Origin of the sequence: Halomonas sp. 3F2F, from assembly GCF_014897805.1 — a bacterium.
GTDB lineage: Bacteria > Pseudomonadota > Gammaproteobacteria > Pseudomonadales > Halomonadaceae > Vreelandella.
Genome location: NZ_JABUZE010000038.1, coordinates 1 through 16,838 on the forward strand (window position 1 = coordinate 1; position 16,838 = coordinate 16,838).

17 protein-coding genes, 1 pseudogene and 1 riboswitch are annotated in these 16,838 nt (G+C 49.9%); of the genes and pseudogenes, 13 read left to right on the forward strand and 5 right to left on the reverse strand.

The window, feature by feature from the left end; genetic code table 11:
* The first annotated feature begins 263 nt into the window (after positions 1 to 263).
* The 3 genes from INT21_RS04760 to INT21_RS04770 all read left to right on the forward strand — a co-directional run bounded on the left by INT21_RS04760 (position 264) and on the right by INT21_RS04770 (position 2,683).
* Complete coding sequence (locus INT21_RS04760) at positions 264 to 1,325, forward strand: HlyD family secretion protein (RefSeq protein WP_193084886.1); 1,062 nt, start codon at positions 264 to 266, stop codon at positions 1,323 to 1,325.
* Positions 1,315 to 2,397, forward strand: a complete 1,083-nt coding sequence (locus INT21_RS04765; RefSeq protein ID WP_193084887.1) for a DUF2955 domain-containing protein — start codon at positions 1,315 to 1,317, stop codon at positions 2,395 to 2,397. Before INT21_RS04760 ends, INT21_RS04765 begins: the two co-directional genes overlap by 11 nt.
* Before the next feature lie 106 nt (positions 2,398 to 2,503).
* Complete coding sequence (locus INT21_RS04770) at positions 2,504 to 2,683, forward strand: CsbD family protein (RefSeq protein ID WP_038486547.1); 180 nt, start codon at positions 2,504 to 2,506, stop codon at positions 2,681 to 2,683.
* 65 nt (positions 2,684 to 2,748) lie between these two features.
* Here INT21_RS04770 and INT21_RS04775 read toward each other — a convergent pair whose 3' ends face one another.
* Positions 2,749 to 4,215, reverse strand: coding sequence for a DASS family sodium-coupled anion symporter (locus tag INT21_RS04775; RefSeq protein WP_193084888.1), 1,467 nt, complete (start codon positions 4,213 to 4,215; stop codon positions 2,749 to 2,751).
* Between the two features lie 189 nt (positions 4,216 to 4,404).
* Here INT21_RS04775 and INT21_RS04780 point away from each other — a divergent pair, with 189 nt between their 5' ends.
* A complete protein-coding gene (locus INT21_RS04780; RefSeq protein WP_193084889.1) occupies positions 4,405 to 5,484 on the forward strand; it encodes an NAD(P)-dependent alcohol dehydrogenase in 1,080 nt (359 codons plus the stop codon).
* A 129-nt stretch (positions 5,485 to 5,613) separates the two neighbouring features.
* On the opposite strand, the gene INT21_RS04785 is transcribed toward INT21_RS04780, so the two are convergent.
* From INT21_RS04785 to tenA, 3 genes are all read right to left on the reverse strand, one after another.
* Positions 5,614 to 7,323, reverse strand: a complete 1,710-nt coding sequence (locus INT21_RS04785) for a hypothetical protein (RefSeq protein WP_193084890.1) — start codon at positions 7,321 to 7,323, stop codon at positions 5,614 to 5,616.
* A 181-nt stretch (positions 7,324 to 7,504) separates the two neighbouring features.
* Positions 7,505 to 9,451 (reverse strand): phosphomethylpyrimidine synthase ThiC, encoded by a 1,947-nt coding sequence (thiC, locus tag INT21_RS04790; RefSeq protein ID WP_226930578.1) that lies wholly within the window; start codon positions 9,449 to 9,451, stop codon positions 7,505 to 7,507.
* Between the two features lie 44 nt (positions 9,452 to 9,495).
* A complete protein-coding gene (gene tenA, locus INT21_RS04795; RefSeq protein WP_193084891.1) occupies positions 9,496 to 10,194 on the reverse strand; it encodes a thiaminase II in 699 nt (232 codons plus the stop codon).
* A gap of 78 nt (positions 10,195 to 10,272) precedes the next feature.
* A riboswitch (TPP riboswitch) is annotated at positions 10,273 to 10,431 on the reverse strand.
* A gap of 509 nt (positions 10,432 to 10,940) precedes the next feature.
* Here tenA and INT21_RS04800 point away from each other — a divergent pair.
* The 9 genes from INT21_RS04800 to INT21_RS20720 all read left to right on the forward strand — a co-directional run bounded on the left by INT21_RS04800 (position 10,941) and on the right by INT21_RS20720 (position 16,090).
* Complete coding sequence (locus tag INT21_RS04800) at positions 10,941 to 11,975, forward strand: DUF4062 domain-containing protein (RefSeq protein WP_193084892.1); 1,035 nt, start codon at positions 10,941 to 10,943, stop codon at positions 11,973 to 11,975.
* A gap of 109 nt (positions 11,976 to 12,084) precedes the next feature.
* A complete protein-coding gene (locus INT21_RS20315) occupies positions 12,085 to 12,318 on the forward strand; it encodes a transposase (RefSeq protein ID WP_226930579.1) in 234 nt (77 codons plus the stop codon).
* Positions 12,315 to 12,464, forward strand: coding sequence for a transposase (locus tag INT21_RS04810; protein ID WP_226930580.1), 150 nt, complete (start codon positions 12,315 to 12,317; stop codon positions 12,462 to 12,464). Before INT21_RS20315 ends, INT21_RS04810 begins: the two co-directional genes overlap by 4 nt.
* A gap of 142 nt (positions 12,465 to 12,606) precedes the next feature.
* Positions 12,607 to 13,095, forward strand: a complete 489-nt coding sequence (locus INT21_RS04815) for a hypothetical protein (protein WP_193084893.1) — start codon at positions 12,607 to 12,609, stop codon at positions 13,093 to 13,095.
* 96 nt (positions 13,096 to 13,191) lie between these two features.
* Entirely contained in the window at positions 13,192 to 14,001 is an 810-nt protein-coding gene (locus INT21_RS04820) for a hypothetical protein (protein WP_226930581.1), read from the forward strand.
* A 32-nt stretch (positions 14,002 to 14,033) separates the two neighbouring features.
* Positions 14,034 to 14,777 carry a hypothetical protein gene (locus tag INT21_RS04825; RefSeq protein ID WP_193084895.1) on the forward strand — a complete coding sequence of 248 codons (744 nt, stop codon included), beginning with the start codon at positions 14,034 to 14,036 and terminating at the stop codon, positions 14,775 to 14,777.
* A gap of 80 nt (positions 14,778 to 14,857) precedes the next feature.
* Positions 14,858 to 15,511, forward strand: a complete 654-nt coding sequence (locus INT21_RS04830; protein ID WP_193084896.1) for a hypothetical protein — start codon at positions 14,858 to 14,860, stop codon at positions 15,509 to 15,511.
* Between the two features lie 145 nt (positions 15,512 to 15,656).
* The gene (locus tag INT21_RS04835; RefSeq protein WP_193084897.1) at positions 15,657 to 15,932 is read left to right on the forward strand and encodes a hypothetical protein; all 276 of its coding nucleotides are present in this window, start codon (positions 15,657 to 15,659) and stop codon (positions 15,930 to 15,932) included.
* On the forward strand, positions 15,887 to 16,090 hold the full coding sequence (locus INT21_RS20720) for a GNAT family N-acetyltransferase (protein WP_193060493.1): 204 nt from the start codon (positions 15,887 to 15,889) through the stop codon (positions 16,088 to 16,090). Before INT21_RS04835 ends, INT21_RS20720 begins: the two co-directional genes overlap by 46 nt.
* 289 nt (positions 16,091 to 16,379) lie before the next feature.
* Here the strand turns inward: INT21_RS20720 and INT21_RS04845 are convergent.
* A pseudogene (locus tag INT21_RS04845) lies at positions 16,380 to 16,790 on the reverse strand (integrase core domain-containing protein); the annotation flags it as partial.
* Positions 16,791 to 16,838: the final 48 nt, after the last annotated feature.

Here is a 16,838-nt window from a genome sequence, read left to right on the forward strand (position 1 = left end):
GGTGTGAGAGGACAGGGGAGGCGACTCCCCTTCCTACTCGATCTCGGCAAAGGGGCTTTCTAACGAACTAGAGAATGGAAGGGGGCTGGTTTGTATATAAGTCGATGTCTCCAGGGTACGTTATTGGAGTGGCTTGATTGAGCGCCCATTCATAATGAAAATATTGTTAGCTTGCTAATTGTTTGTTAGACTAAAGTATTCCGCCTAATAATATCTCCAAGCGGTGACCTAGTCGCTTTGATGCTCGTCAATGAGAAATTCCAATGTCCCCTGATCAACAATTTACCCGATGGGTGAAAATAGCCCTGACCGTATTCCTATTGCTGTTCGTTTACTTCTTAGTGGCCGACAGCTTTATGCCCATGACGCCTGAGGCGCGGGCAATGCGCCCCGTCACCAGCATTGCTCCTGAGCTAAGCGGCCCTGTGCAAGACGTGGTGGTGAGCGATCATCAGTCGGTAACCCAAGGGGATGTGCTGTTTCGCTTAGACCCATCTCCCTTTCAAATCGCCCGCTCCCAAGCCCAGTTAAACCGGGAGCAAGCGGAGCAAGAAAACGCCCGCTTAAATGCAGAGCTAGCAGCTGCCAGGGCATCACTTGCCTCGGCACAGGCTACTTTCGATGAGCGCAGCGGTGAGCGCCGCCGTGCTGAAGCGCTGCTTGGGCGTCAGGGAATTTCCCGCCAGCAGTATGAACAGCAGGTCGCGGCTGAACATACCGCGCAGGCGGCTGTGGCATCTGCCCAGGCACAAATTGAAAGCTTAGAGGTACAGTTGGGAGAAGAGGGCGACGATAACTTACGCCTTCGCCAAGCGAATAATGCCCTTGAAAAAGCTGAGCTGGATTTAGCCCATACGGTGGTAAAAGCGCCAGAGTCCGGTGTGGTCGCTAATCTTCAGCTACAGCCTGGCCATTATGTGCAGGCGGGGCAGCCTGCGGTGGCGCTGGTCGCGAGTACGGTAGAGGTCGTGGCTGATTTTCGTGAAAAGAGCCTGCGCCATGTGGTGCTTGGCGATGAAGCAAAAGTGGTATTCGATGCGTTGCCTGGCCGAATTTTTGAAGGGCATGTCAGTGCCTTTGACGCCGGCACCCGCGCAGGCCAGCAGGCAGTGGATGGTCAACTTGTGGATATTCCTGCTTCAGATCGTTGGATACGAGATGCGCAACGTGCGCGTATTCATGTGGCGTTAGATACGCCGTTGACTGAACTACCCCCGAGTGGTGCGCGGGCAACGGTGCAACTAGTGCCGGGCGAACATGCAATGGCTAAGCCGTTTGCGTGGTTGCAGGCGCACCTGATTAGTTGGCTGCACTATGTTTATTAAAGCGGCTATTAAAACGTTTATTAAAAAGACGCCTGTAGTCGCTGTTAATAAGCCAGCGCTCTCTCAAAATGGCCTGCGCCAGTGCCTGCGGGTAGCGGGAGGCGGTTCGCTGGGGTTTATTATTAGCCAATTGATGGGCTGGAATTATGGCGTTTTTTTTACCGTTTTCCCGATGTTCTTGTTGGGTATGGTGCCCATTTTAAATGGCAGCATCATTCGCCAGTTTTTGGCGAACGTTAGCTTGAATGCTTTGGAAGTCAGCATGGTGGTGGGGCTTCTAAAGCATATGCCGGTAGTGATGACGCTGGTCGTACTAGGTCTGTTTTTGCTGCGCTTCAATCTAATGGCAAAAGGCCCGCTGTTTCTGTTTGGCGCGAATGGCGTGTTGACGCTAAGCATATTGCTGCACTTTGCTAGCTACCCTGGTGTTGATTTAAGCGATCTCTTGGCGAGTAATATTATGGCCAGCCTGCTGGCGGTATTTATCGCCATGTTGATGCATACGCTATTTCCCGATGTTGAACCTCGCCAGCTACCACCGCGGGGTGCAAAGCCTGCAGCCCAAATTCGCCATGAAACATTGATGGGCGGCATTACGGCCACACTCTCGTTCGTAGTGTTCCAAATGTTTGACCTCAGAGATTCGCTGTCAGCGCAAATGGCCACCATTCTGATTCTGTTTGCTTTAGGTTATTCCGGCGCGCGAGTGTCGGCAGGTAAGCGAGCCATCGGCACGCTACTGGGCTGTAATCTGGCGCTGGCAATGCAGCTATTGCTTTACACCCAAAGCCATCATTTTTTGCTGGTGATTTTGCTCTATTGGCTTGGATTAATGCTGTTTGCTAGAGAACATATTTTGGAAGGTGGCGGCTCAGGCATTGGCTTTGGAGGGCTGACAACGTTGGGTATTCTCTTTGGCCAATCGTTAGGCCCGCAGCAAGACCTTGTTTATAGTGCGCTTTATCGGTTCTCTTCGATGAGCGTTGCGCTCGTGGGCACCTTGTTGGTCATGGCTTGTTTGCACTGTTTGCTAAATAGTTGGCAGCCAACGCGCCTGCCTAAAAGTAATTGAGGTAACTTTTCTAACAAAGGCTACGCTAAGGAAGGTGTCGCCATTCGAAGTGAGTGTTCACTTAGTGAACGACATCATCCCCACTAACGGATTAGAGGTGTTCGTCATGGCAAGTGGCAAAGAAGATAAAGTGAAAGGTACTGTCAATAAGGCCGCCGGAAAAGTGAAGGAAGCAGCTGGCAAAGTAACCGGAAGTAGTAAAACAGAAGCTAAGGGTAAAGCCCAACAAGTAAAGGGCGAACTGCAGAAAGGTAAAGGTAAGGCCAAAGAGAAGGCTAAGAAATAGCGCCTAGCCAGGGCATTTCAATGCCAACAGAGGTCAATAACCTCTGTTGGCTTTTAGGTGGTAACTCAGTAGTGGCCAAGCAGCTTCCACCATAAACCACCAACGACTACCCAAATGAGCAGGTTCACCACGCTCATAATGAAACCTGCTTTCCACCACTCTCCCAGCGTCAGGTAGCCTGAGCCAAAGATGACTGGTGAGGTGCCTGTGGCGTAATGGGTTAAGGTCATCATAATCGAAGATGTGGCCGCCATAATCAGCACAAAAGGCATAGGTGGGGCGCCGAGGCTTAAGCCAACGGTGAGAAATGCTGCCATCATCGCGGTGATGTGTGCAGTCGTGCTGGCAAAAAAGTAGTGGGTATAAAGAAAGGTGAGTACCAAGAGTGCAGAGGCTCCCGCCCAACCAATCCCCATCGTGGTAATCCAGCTCTGCATATTCGCTGAAAACCAACTAATTAGGCCTGTTTCGTTGAGTTGGCTAGCCATCATGATAAGAGCACCAAACCACAGCAGCGTATCCCACGCATTTTTTTCTTTCAGCACATCTTCCCAGGTTAAAACCCCTGTTAGCAGTAGTAGCGATAAGCCAATAAACGCAGACGTTGTGGTGTTAAGCGTGACCGCATCCCCCAGGAAAATCGCTGGGATATCCGCCCAAAGCAAAAGCAGCACTAAGAAAACGAACAACATGATGCCTTCGTTTCGGCTTAGCTTTCCTAGTTCGGCAAGTTTGTCTCTCGCTAACTGGGTGGCATTCGGGGTTTCTTTAATTTCCGGTGGGTAAAGCAAGTACAGAATGTACGGCATCGCCAGGATGGCGACCAAGCCCGGCAGCAGCATGGCGATCGCCCAGGTTAACCAGCTCAGCTGTATTTCCGCACCGGTGGCGGACGAGATAAGTTGAACGGTTAATGGGTTAGGAGCGGTGGCGGTGATGAACATAGCCGAGGTGATGGGGTTGCTGTGGTAATTCACCAGCGCTAGATATTTGCCGATTTTGCCCGACGTGTTGTCTTCAGGATGTGAGTCAAAGCTGTGCGCGATAGAGCGCATAATGGGGTGAATGATACCGCCACCCCGTGCTGTATTACTTGGTGTGACAGGTGCAATTGAAAGCTCGGAAAAGGCGAGGCCATAGCCGATCCCCAGCGTACGTTTGCCAAAAATCGAGATGAAGTAGTAGCCAATACGTGCACCCAGGCCAGTTTTAATCAACCCGCGTGAAATCATAATCGCAATGGCAATTAACCAGATAAGTGGGTTGGCATAACTGCTTAAGGCGACATTGATGGCCTCGCCTGGCGTATCGCCGGTAACGCCACTTGCCGCGACAATAGAAATCGCAATTACAGAGATCGCTCCAATAGGCATAGCTTTGCCGATGATAGCGACAATAGTGCCGACAAATATTGCCAGCATGAGCCAAGCGTTTGGCGTCAGCCCTTCTGGCAAAGGAATTACCAGCCAAATCAATAGAGTGGTGGCCACAGCGACTGCGGTCGACCAGGGGTTGAAAGGTAGTGTCGGCATAATAGGATACCTATAGATTAAAAAAACAGCGGCTAGCGGTACACTTGGTATAAATAAGATAGCGCGGTAAACGCTATTTAAGTCTATATATATCTAATGTATCTCTCATTGTTCCACGTCAATTGCCGTTCCTTAATCCAGTGGGCTCAATAGTGATGGGGTATCACTCACTTCAATAGGAGCCGCTACATGCCTGCCATGATGAAAGCCGCTATTTTTGTTGAGCCTGGGCGCATTGAGATTAACGACAAGCCCATTCCCGAGATTGGCCCCAATGATGCGCTGATGCGCGTGACTACCACGACTATTTGCGGCACCGACGTACACATCTTAAAAGGCGAATACCCCGTTGAGCGCGGCCTAACCATTGGCCATGAGCCGGTGGGCGTGATTGAAAAGTTAGGTGCCAATGTGAAGGGGTATCAAGAGGGCCAGCGAGTCATCGCCGGAGCGATTTGCCCCAGCTTCACTTCTTATGCTTGCCAAGATGGTTGTTCCTCACAAGATGGCGGCCACCACAGCCACGGTTATAAACCGATGGGCGGCTGGCGCTTTGGTAACACCATCGATGGTGCCCAAGCTGAATACCTATTGGTGCCCGATGCCCAGGCTAATCTCTCTCCTGTGCCCGATGGCCTGACCGACGAACAAGTGCTGATGTGCCCCGATATCATGTCGACCGGTTTTGCGGGTGCCGAAAAAGCCGGTATCAATATTGGTGACACGGTGGTGGTATTCGCGCAAGGCCCGATTGGGCTGTGTGCGACAGCAGGCGCGCGGCTGCGTGGGGCGGGGATGATTATTGCTGTCGACGGTGTCGATGAGCGGCTTGCAATGGCTAAGCAGATGGGCGCCGATGTCACGCTAGATTTTCGTCAGGTTGATGTCGTGGAGGAGGTTCTAAAGCTGACCGGCGGGCGCGGTGTTGATGTGGCTATTGAAGCACTCGGCCTGCAGCAAACCTTTGAGTCTGCTTTGCGGGTGCTAAAACCTGGCGGCACGCTATCAAGCCTGGGCGTTTACTCTGAAGACCTGACGATTCCGCTAGGAGCTTTCTGTGCGGGGCTGGGTGACCACAAGATCATTACGTCGCTATGCCCCGGCGGCAAAGAGCGAATGCGCAGGCTAATGAGCATCATAGCCGCAGGGCGACTCGATCTTGGCCCCATGGTCACGCACCGCTATGCGTTGGAGAACATTGTCGATGCTTATGACCTGTTCTCCCACCAGCGCGATGGTGTGTTGAAAGTGGCCCTTGAGGTCTCATAGCGCTTAAGTAAGTTCAAGAGCCATCCTTTATCAGCCAGGCTGCCGACGAAAAACTCGCTAACGATCACAGTGACACGATGACAGCTGTATCCAATAGCGAGTTTTTCGGATGTTAGGGATAGCCAGTGCTTAGTTCAATTCCAGCGAGAAGCTCATTTCAACGCCTGCGTCATCCACTCTGAACCAGTACTCCATGTTCTTATAGATATCGCTATATTGCCTGAGCAGATCAGTATCGAACTCTGCCAATTCATCGGAAGGCATTTGCGCTATGACATCGGCCAGCGAATGGTAGAACTCACCCGTCAGGTGGCCATGAACCAGTAGGTCACGCTCGGAAACAGGGGCTTGCAGTTCTTCCTGTAGTGTTTCGGAATCGCTGATGCCAACGCCCAAGGTAATGGCGCTTTCAGACATAGCCGCGTAGAGCTTTGGTGAGTCTGGTGGCAGCATCATGCTGTCAATTTTTTTGGCTTCTCCACCGGGTTCAAGTCCAAGTGCCCCTAAATCAGGCACGAACGCACTTGCTGTAGACAGCAGGGCAAGCGGGTTTTGCGAAGCGAGGGTCAGAAGACCGGTACCAGCGGGTTCGCCCTCTTTCATTGTCAGGTTGTTAAGGCGTGCTCTGAAACCAGACAGAGATGGGCCAATCATCATGGCGACTGGATTGTTGATCGCCATATTGATCTCATTCCAGGTGCTGTTTAACTCCTGCAGCTCATCACAGCTAAACGGGTTTTGACGCACTTCCTGGGCATACTTCTGAACAGTTTGCATCAGTACAGGTAGATTCAGGCCTAGCCCAAAGCTGGCCATGCCCTCTGTGCTACCAAGGCCCGGAACCTGAGCAGTCATTGCACGGAGGTCGCTGACAATAGCCTCATCGGTTTCCAGGATGAGGTTCATCTCCATACGGTCGAGGTTATACTCACGCATGCCCATTACAAGACCAGGGAAGCGGTTGGTGATGCGGTCAATATCTGCTTGGCAGGCGGAGAGATCCAGCCGCTCTGCGTCAGCTGCGTCCAATAGTGCTTGAGTACCTAAGTGTGTGGGTGTACTCAGCTCACTAAGCAGGCGTGATGAGTCGATTTCCCCGGCACCATAGGGCGTGAAGCCATGACGCTGTTCAATTTCCTCTAGGGCGCCGGTATCACCAATGTTGCTGTCAGGCAGGGTGCTACCCAGCACCTGTGATAGCAACTCATCGCTAACATTTTCTGGCACCACCGACATCAGCAGTTGCTTATCGATAATGGCCATGATGGCTTTAATCGGACCATCTTGTGTCAGCACCCAGTACTCTTTTCCATCTGTTGTGGCCGTACTCGGGTTGATATCTGCATTGGTGAGGATGCGCTGCAGCGTTTCGCGGAAAGCGTCTTCATCCTGCAATTCCATACGCAGAGTGGGCAAGATACCCAGTCCGTATAAAGCGACCTGGGGGCTCATTCTAAAGCCCAGTGCATGAATATCATCGAGTGTTTCAACCCCGACAAACTCTTCCCCCATAGCGATCAACAGTGACATCAGCGAATGCAACACGTCATCGTCTATCTCGTGCAGCATGTCGCGCAGTTCATCCAAGTCAGCTTCAAGGCTATCCTTTGGCTGCATGCGCTGGTAAAGAGCAAAGGCATCTTGTTCAGGCATTGACTCCCGTGTTGCCACAAAATAGGGAGAGTCGGCGGGGATATATTTCAACAGGGAAGCTGAGAGGTTTTTTGGTGCTTCCTGCTGGGTGTCTGTTGCTGTTGGCGCGCTATCGTCGCTGCAGCCACTCAGTACGCCCGTGCTGAGAAGGGCAAGAGAAACAGCCAAGGATAGTTTCGTTCTCATCTAGAGTCAGTCCTTTGAAAAATGTTGGCTTGAAATTGAACATTTGGAATAAATTTTACTGTGAATGATAATCATACACAAATTAATTTAAACTAGCCTCTTCTTGGTTAAGAAAATGGCCCTTGAGGTCGTGTAAGACCCAAGAGCCATTTGTTATTAGCGAAACTTACAGGCTGCTATTTTAAACTTCCTGGTACAGTTCGCTACCTTCTCGGCGGAACTTCTCGGCTTGCTCCTGCATGCCACGTTTGACTGCCTCGGAATCACTTTCAGCGGCATTTTCCGGCGCGCGGTCACGATAGGTATCGCGTACTTCCTGGCTGATCTTCATGGAGCAGAACTTCGGCCCGCACATAGAGCAGAAGTGCGCCACTTTGGCAGAGTCCTTCGGCAGGGTTTCGTCGTGGAATTCACGGGCGGTGTCCGGGTCTAGCCCCAGATTGAATTGGTCTTCCCAGCGGAATTCAAAACGTGCTTTGGAAAGCGCGTTATCGCGACGCTGTGCTGCCGGGTGGCCCTTGGCCAAGTCCGCTGCGTGGGCAGCAATCTTGTAGGTGATGATGCCGGTTTTGACATCATCTTTATTCGGCAGACCCAAGTGCTCCTTCGGCGTCACATAGCAGAGCATTGCACAGCCAAACCAGCCGATCATGGCCGCACCAATGCCCGAGGTAATGTGGTCGTAGCCGGGGGCGATATCGGTGGTCAGTGGGCCGAGGGTATAGAAAGGCGCCTCATGACATGCCTCAAGCTGCTTATCCATGTTCTCTTTAATCAAGTGCATGGGCACATGGCCAGGGCCTTCGATCATCACCTGAACGTCGTGTTTCCAGGCGATCTTCGTCAACTCACCCAGGGTCTCCAGCTCAGCGAACTGCGCTTCGTCGTTGGCATCGGCGACTGAGCCGGGGCGCAGGCCATCGCCCAGAGAAAACGCTACGTCGTACTGCTTGCAGATCTCGCAGATCTCTTCGAAGTGGGTATACAGGAAACTTTCCTGGTGATGGTACAGACACCATTTGGCCATAATGGAACCGCCACGGCTGACAATGCCGGTCACCCGGTTGGCGGTCAGTGGCACATAGCGTAGCAACACACCCGCGTGAATGGTGAAGTAATCCACGCCCTGTTCAGCCTGTTCAATCAAAGTGTCGCGGAACACTTCCCAGGTCAGGTTTTCGGCAATGCCGTTGACCTTCTCAAGCGCTTGATAGATCGGCACTGTACCAATCGGCACCGGCGAGTTGCGGATAATCCACTCACGGGTCTCGTGAATGTTCTGGCCAGTGGAAAGGTCCATGATGGTGTCCGATCCCCAGCGGATACCCCAGGTCATTTTGTCGACTTCTTCTTCAATCGACGAGGTAACTGCCGAGTTACCCAGGTTGCCGTTAATCTTCACCAGGAAATTACGGCCAATAATCATCGGCTCGGATTCTGGGTGGTTGATATTGTTGGGGATAATTGCGCGCCCCCGGGCAACTTCGTCGCGCACAAATTCCGGCGTGATCTCTTCCGGCAATTTTGCACCAAAGCTCTGGCCAGGATGTTGGTGACCAAGAATACGCTCAACTTCAGCGGTGCCTAATGTTTGGCGGCGCTGGTTTTCGCGAATGGCAATAAATTCCATTTCAGGGGTAATAATGCCCTGGCGCGCATAGTGCAGTTGGGTAACATTCTTACCTGGTTTTGCCCGGCGAGGGGTGCGCGTTAAATCAAAACGCAACTGAGCAAGCGTGGGGTCGTTAGCGCGGCGATTGCCGTACTCACTGGTGGGGCCGTCAAGGAACTCGGTATCGTTGCGCTCTTCAATCCAGGCGCGGCGCAGGGCGGGTAGGCCTTTGCGTAAATCGTTGTTGGCGGCTGGGTCGGTGTAAGGGCCAGAGGTGTCGTACACCAGTAGCGGCGGGTTCTCTTCATCAATGCTGCTGGTTTTAGTGGGCGATAGAGTGATTTCCCGAAACGGCACGCGGATATCGGGTCGTGAGCCTTCAACGTACACCTTGCGCGACGCAGGCAGCGGTTGAATAGCAGCGGCATCGACTTGGGCGGTTTCAGCTAAAAAGTGGCTGGTTTTACTTTTTGAGGTCTTAGCTTTTAAAGTTTCAGTTTCTAAAGTCTTCGTCATGACGGTCGTCTTCCTTCGTTGTTGATTATGGTTATTGTGTTGGCTTAATGGGTGAGGCTTTTGTCTGTTAGATCGCTGTCTATCAGATCCAGACCCATCTGCCAGAAATCGATTTCCAGACGCGTGGCGTCGCGGAAGATCTTGCTCAGCTCGGCAAAGCGGACGGGGGTAACATCGGCCAGGCGGGCGTTGAGCCACTCAAGCTCTGCCTGCATGGCGGCCTGAAACTCCTGGCTTTCGTACATCGCTATCCAGGCATCAAACGGGTTTTGGCTGCCGCGTAGGGTAGAAGGCTGAGCGTTCAGCCAGTTGGCGATTTCGCCGTAGCCCACTAAGCAAGGAGCCAGCGCCACGTGCAAATCGAGCAGGTCGCCGCGATTGCCGGTGTCTAATACGTAGCGGGTATACGCCAAGGTAGCTCTGGCTTCGGGAAGCTCCGCCAGCTCTTGCTCGGAAATCCCCCACTCCTGGCAAAAGCCCACGTGCAGGCCCAGCTCCACATCCACAATGGCTTTTAAACCTTCATGGGCCTGGCGCAGATCAGCCAGCGTAGGGCTTTTATAGGCGGCCAACGCGTAGGCGCGGGCGAAGTGAATCAAAAACAGGTAGTCCTGTTTCAAATAGTGGCGAAACGATGCTTCTGGTAGCGCGGCGGTACCCAACTGACGGACAAAATCGTGCTCAATATAGGCGCGCCAGTCGTCATAGCAGGCATTAGTAAGATCAGCAAAGCGGTAGCCCATGGTGCCTCCGGTAGTAATGATCCGGAAGGTGGGCGGTTGAGATCGAGGGAATGGCGCAGAAGGAGGCGTGAAGCTAAGCCGAGGCCATCGCTTGATCCCTACGCCGGTACCCGCGCGCTCGTCATAGGAGCAGCGCATTAGCCGGATCAGGTTCAGCGGGACCAGCGCTTTGGCAGTATCAAGAGGATACGCCCTGCGCCATCTCAGCCGGATTCACCGGCACCCCGTCAAGCAGTTAGTGCCAAGCAGTCTAGGAGGACGAGAGAAGAGATGCAAGGGGGATAGTGAGTGAATAGTAGGCTTCTTAGAAACGTTGATGTACTTGGCTAACCTAACGCCGCCACGCGTCTCTCGATTGCTAGACACTCTAAAAATTACTGCACTTCATGGCCTGACAGGGCGGCAGGGGGCCGTAAGTTGTGAAATCGAATGAAAAAGCGAATTTAGTAACAATAGGTTTTCTCAGTACGGAGGCTGTAGTGCTTGACCCGCAGGATCGCCTTGACGCGTTCCATCAGTTTCATAAGAGCCACTTTTTGTAACTATTCATAAATACAGTATTTTGAGCAGGGAAAAACACGTAAGCGCGCAAATTTTGGATATGCTGCCAAAATTGGCTTTGCCCTCTTGGGAATCGATGGGGTAGAGTCAAATTGGGTAGCTGAAAAAAACCAATGAATGTGTCGCCGCGTTTATTGGGGTTTTGTAGCGGGGTGTATAATCACTGTTAGAGTCTAGGAGAAACAATGGCAATACCGAGAGTCTTTATAAGTTCCACATGCTATGACCTAAAGCACATAAGGGAAAATCTTAAATATTTCGTGAGAACCATTGGGTACGAACCAGTTTTGTCTGATGAGGGTGATGTTTTTTATAGCCCAAGCTCACATACACATGACTCCTGCCTCAAAGAAGTTGAAACATGCCAAATATTTATTTTAATTATTGGTGGAAGACAGGGTGGGAACTATAAAGACGAGATTTCATCTATTACCAACAATGAGTACCGGGAAGCAGTTCGAAATAATATCCCCATTTTTGCACTCGTCGAAGCTTCAGTGCATTCTGATCATCACGTATTTATCACTAACAGAAAGAAAAATCCAGATATAGCTGAGAGTATAGCGTATCCAAGTATCGACGACATAAGGATTTTTGGCTTTGTAGACGAGGTTAGAAAAAACACTAAAAACAACGCCATTTTTCCATTTCGAGATTTTTCGGATATGGAGTCCTACTTAAAGAAGCAATGGGCCGGAATGATGTATGATTTTATTATTCAGCGGTCTAACGAGGAAAACTCAAAGATCACTAATAAGCTTCTAGATGATTTGGCATTGGCTACCAAAAAGTCTGAAGAGTTAATTAAAGTTCTTCTTAAATCAAGTGGCAACAATGAAACTGCCGAAAAGACAATTGAAGAAGTTTCAAACCGAGTTCAAGCGGAGAACTTTGCAAAGCTTGTGCTTTCTCGCTTCAAACTGGACAAGCTATGGAATACTAGCATCGAAGATTTGGAGTCCATACCTCTCAATGGAACTTGGATAGATTTTCTTGAAGCTACACCTGATTTCCATATTGATGAGGTTGATCAAGGAGATGGTGAGGTTGATCAAGTTTTATGGGGCACTGCATCGCACGGAATCCAAATTGGCTCATATACAAATGGTGAATACAGACCCGCCAACCTAAGCAGCTTTGAAGATTCATTTTCATCTCTAAAGTCCGTTGATGCTGATACGCGAAGAAATATATATTTAACGATGGTAAACGGATTTTAACAAAGCATTGCAGCGGACAAGCCGCTGAATGCGGCGTTGAGCCTGTAGAAAAACTCCGCTGACGGCTAAGTTTTGGTAGGATCTAGGAAACAGACGAGGAGTGGTCAGCATGCCGCGCTTCAAGGCTTATAACTACGATCAGAACGCCATGGTGGTGATCAACTACCAAGATCAGCTCCAGCCAGGCACCTTTGAATACGCTGTGCACTACCTGATCGAGCATAAACTCGACTTATCGGTTTTCCATAAGACAAATACGGCAAGTGCCATCGGAACGGTGCCGGTCGATAGGTATCTTTTATCATCGAGAATAATCGGTTGCCCAATGACACTGATTGGATGAAGCACCGAGTCGATAGCCCCAAGGGCAAGCAGATCTACAGTCATCGCATGTCGGTAGTGGAACCGGTGTTCGGCAATATTGGCACGACGAAACGACTGGACCAGTTCAGCCTACGGGGTAAGAAAAAGGGCCAGTGGCAGTTATAGTGCCTGGTGCATAATATTGAGAAGTTAGCGAATTATGGTCATTTGGCTGAATGCCGATATTAAGATGACTCATCCAGATGACCGGCTGGATAAATGAATAAGGGCAACAGGCGATGGAAATGGCTCGAAATCGGGTTTTTCTATGGCCTCGTTAAGTTTTACGAGCATGGACTATGCATTGAGTATACGAGCTGAATATTTTCTCTACGGAATAGAGGTTGGCATTTTAGACTTTAATGAAGCTATCTCCTGGGCTGACTCCGTAATAGAAGAATCTGCAGAGCCAGATGGCGAAATAATCGATCTTGCGTTGAGCCGTCCGCGTGGCCGTAATGGCGTGATGGAGGCGCTAGCTGCGATTCCAGGCGAGAGGCGCCCGCAGGTTGCTGGGAGACTTTTGCTTGCGGAACTGAGCGATAGGCTATCCTCTGGCAAGAAGCTGAAGACAATCTCAAGGCAGGCTCTTGATGTTGCATGGGCAACTCAACAACCCGAAGAAATTCGATTCGAACTCGACCGCATAGATGATGGCATATATCTCGCCGAGTCAGGCACATACGGTACGATTGATGAATGCAGGCAAGAACTGGAAACAGCCCTTTCTGTCTACGGGGGCATCAGTGAAACTTAACAATCACAGGCACGGCGACGCCAACTACATTGCGGCTTCGCCTCCATTCCGCAGCCGCGCATGCTGGCTGGCGTTGGGCGGAACAGAAAGGTATCGATGACGTTGAATATAGACATAAATGAGATAATAGATACTCAAAACTCCACATGGGAATCTCAGCGCATAGATAAGTCGCATGCCACTGCGTTCTTAGACAATTTATTTCAGATAAGAGATGCTGCATCAAAGGCAACTCAAAATAATGAATCTATGCAGATTTGGTTGTGCTCTCTCTATTCTTACGCTATGGGGCAGTTTGAGCTATATATCAGAAGACAATTTTCTGAAGTTTTAAATACATCGAGCTTCTTTAATTCGTATGACAGCACTAGCATAGCCGAAAGACTTCGCAAAGCAGGGTGTGTTCCGACCATTGAATCAATATTAGTAGATAGTGCAAATGAATGGGAACCTGGGGGGTTAATTTCCGAAGCAATGCCTGGATGGCATGACCCTGAAAAAGTAAATCAGTACTTTAGAGTCTTATTTCCTGATTTTTGCCTATATTCGAATGAGCAATCTGAACGTATTCGGCTAATGTGGCAGGTAAGACACTCAATTGTCCATACTGGTGGCCTCATTACCAGATTCGATGCAAGAAAACATAGGTTACTGCACCGACTTGGCGATAAAAAGCTTCATTTATCAGAAACATCAATTGACAGCTTGGCCCATTGGTTAAATGAAATAGTTGTTGATTCCACGGGAAGACTGAAAACAAAAGTAATGGAGCACTATATAACAAGCGGTGAGGAAGAAACAGACGACGCAATAATAGAAAAGGCGGCGGGGTGCCGCAGTCCATTCAAGCGAGGAGGCGCCCAACAAGACAATGCACTGGACGCCTCTGGCTCCGGTGATTTTTGACGTTGGGCCTTATGAATACATGCATCTGGTGTTTGAATGAGTCAATTGGGAACCATGTCGAACATATAGTTCCTGAAGCGCTAGGGTGTCCAGACAATTTCTTTCTAACGAATAAAGAAATTTGTGAAGGTTGCAACAATGGCCTTGGACACATTGATCAGGCGGTGATTGACGATTTTGACTTGTGTGCCTTTATGACTGGTATTCCAAGAAAGAGAGGAAGACCTCCAATCATAAGCAGCCGAGGTAATGTGCGAGGCACCGTTGGGAAAAATGGGCCAGTAATATCATTCAATATGGAAAGCCATGCTGTCGTGGATCACACTGGGAGAGAATTGCCAGGATTCAGAAAACGAGAGCGCGACATCAAAGCACATTTTACTCAAGGTAACAATCAAGGGAGAATCGATTTTTCAGTAGAATTCGGCCGCAGGAAAAAGTTTATTCGGGGACTCCATAAAATTGCCTTCTCAGCGTTGACGTACTTTGTTGGTGCATCGGAGACGAGAAAGCAGAAATACAATGGAATCCGTCAGTACGTTAAGAAAGGTAATAGTACGCGCCACATTATCCTAAGCAGAGCCGACCGACTTGGGTATTACCATGATTTCAAAACTCCTTGGGTGTCAGAATTAGGCGATTACACAATGCAATTTGTTCTTTGTGGGGTTGTGTTCATTGTTGATCTAAGCGAAAACGAGATGCACTACCCACGGTATAAATCAATGGCCGAAAAAATGTTTGAAAATGATCAATGGACGTATCTGCCAAACTAAATTGGTCCAACAAGGCGCTCCAAGCGACCCCGTAAAGCGCTGGCGCGCTTTACGGGCCACCGATACGATAGGAAGAAATAATGGGCTTAGACGACATAGCTACAATTCTCAGCGGCTTCTCCACAGTTGTAATAGCTATTCTTACCGTATTTTTATGGCGCGAGAATCGGTTGCTGCGGAAGGCAGGCTCAGAGCCGAATTTAGTTGCGTATTTTGAGCCTCATCCAGATGGAACAGGTGGCTTGAATATTTCGATCGCAAATGTAGGTACAGGCCCGGCAAGAAACGTTTACTTTCAATTCTTGGGAGAGTCAGAGCATTTCACCCGCTATAACTTAATCTTGGATTGCACCACAAAAAGAGGCCCTATAACTCTAATTCCGCAAGGAGAGAAAATTTCAATATTGTTTGCTATCGGTTTCCAACTCTTCAAGCCTAAAAATTCAGACTCTAACGACCCTATGCCCCCTTTTAGTGTTCGCTTGGAGTGGACTAGCTTGAATGGAGCGAATGCAAAACGTGAAGACTATCTGTTGGATGTTAAGCCGTATGCTGATCTACCGGGGCTTATCAACAAGCCTTATTTACTAAAGATCGTTGATTCCATAGATGGTGTAGGAAAAAGCGTAGGCAAACTCAATCAAGATGTGAGGAGTTTATCAAATCTGATAGAGGCTAACTCGTTAGAGAATTCAGTGGTGCAGAAAGTTAAGGGAAATAATGAGCCTACTTGAAATAACTGGCTACGTCGGTCCTGTTTGCGTAATCGATATTCGACCAGTTCGCCTGCCCAGCATAAACTGCGCTAACAAGTCAAAGCACTCGGACGCAGCAAAGCTGCGTCGGTGTTTGAAGCATTAGAACACTTTGGAAACCATGGTGAGTAATTTAGACTTGGCTCTGCTAGCCAATTATCCCGAACTACTGCCAGCACTTCGAGAAATGTTTGAGTGTGGATGGCCGGGGTATTACGGTGCGTGCGGCAGGGGAAACGCTGAAGAAGACCTACTGGCATACTCCAATCACAATAAACTTCCTATTGGGGTTGTTGCGATGCAGGATGGTTCTGCGCTTGGTATCGCGGTATTGAAGGCTGGATTGGTGGCGGCATGGTACTCCCTCAGTACCGGCGTCGTGGAATTGGCGCAACATTGACTGTTGAGCTTGAAAGCATCGCACGCAAGCTGGGGTACAAAAAAATCTACTCCGGCACAAGCACAGCAAACAGCCTTCTGGAGCGAAGTGGCTGGTCGTATATCGAAACCGTGCTTTACGGAGGGGATAACGTATCCATCTATGAGAAAGCGCTCTAACTCAGGCGTTGCGGCTGTGGAAAGGGGCAGGGCCAGTGGCAGTTATACTGCCTGGTGCATAATATTGAGGCGTTAGCGAATTATGCTTATTTGGCTGAATGCCGGTATTAAGATGACTCAGTCTGGTTAAGCGTTTGCCCCACCTTCCAAGAAGATAGTTGAGTATACACATGGCCTTTATTGCACCTATCACCCTTACTGCGCATGGCGTAACGCTTGAGCCGCTTTCACTCAATCACGAAGCCGGTTTGCGCGGTGATTTTCAACCCAGTTGTCCAAATAGCTGCGTTTAAGCAGCCTGTTTATTACGCTCGATTTCGTGCACTTTTCCTGGGTTAAGAGAGACCGACTCTGTCTGCGCCCAGTTTCGAGTACTACCCGACCAGCGTCTTGGGTGCCGACGTTTAGCCTCTTCATAAACTGCTTTACGTTGCTCAAGACGCGCATGATCGAGGCCGCGATGCCGCTCAGCTGGCGTGACATACTGGATGCCACTGTGAAGGTGTTGCTCGTTATACGCCTGTTCGAACATCAACATCCACTCACGTACCGCGCTCAGCGATTTAAAGCCTTTGCTGGGCCACGCCGGACAGTATTTGACGGTGCGGAACAGGGCTTCTGAGTAAGGGTTGTCATTACTCACGCGTGGTCGACTGTAGGACATCAGCATGCCCAGTTCTGTTAGCCTTGCTTTGAGTGTATAGGGTAAGCGTTCATCCTACGACGTAGTTGACCTACTTCACGTCAC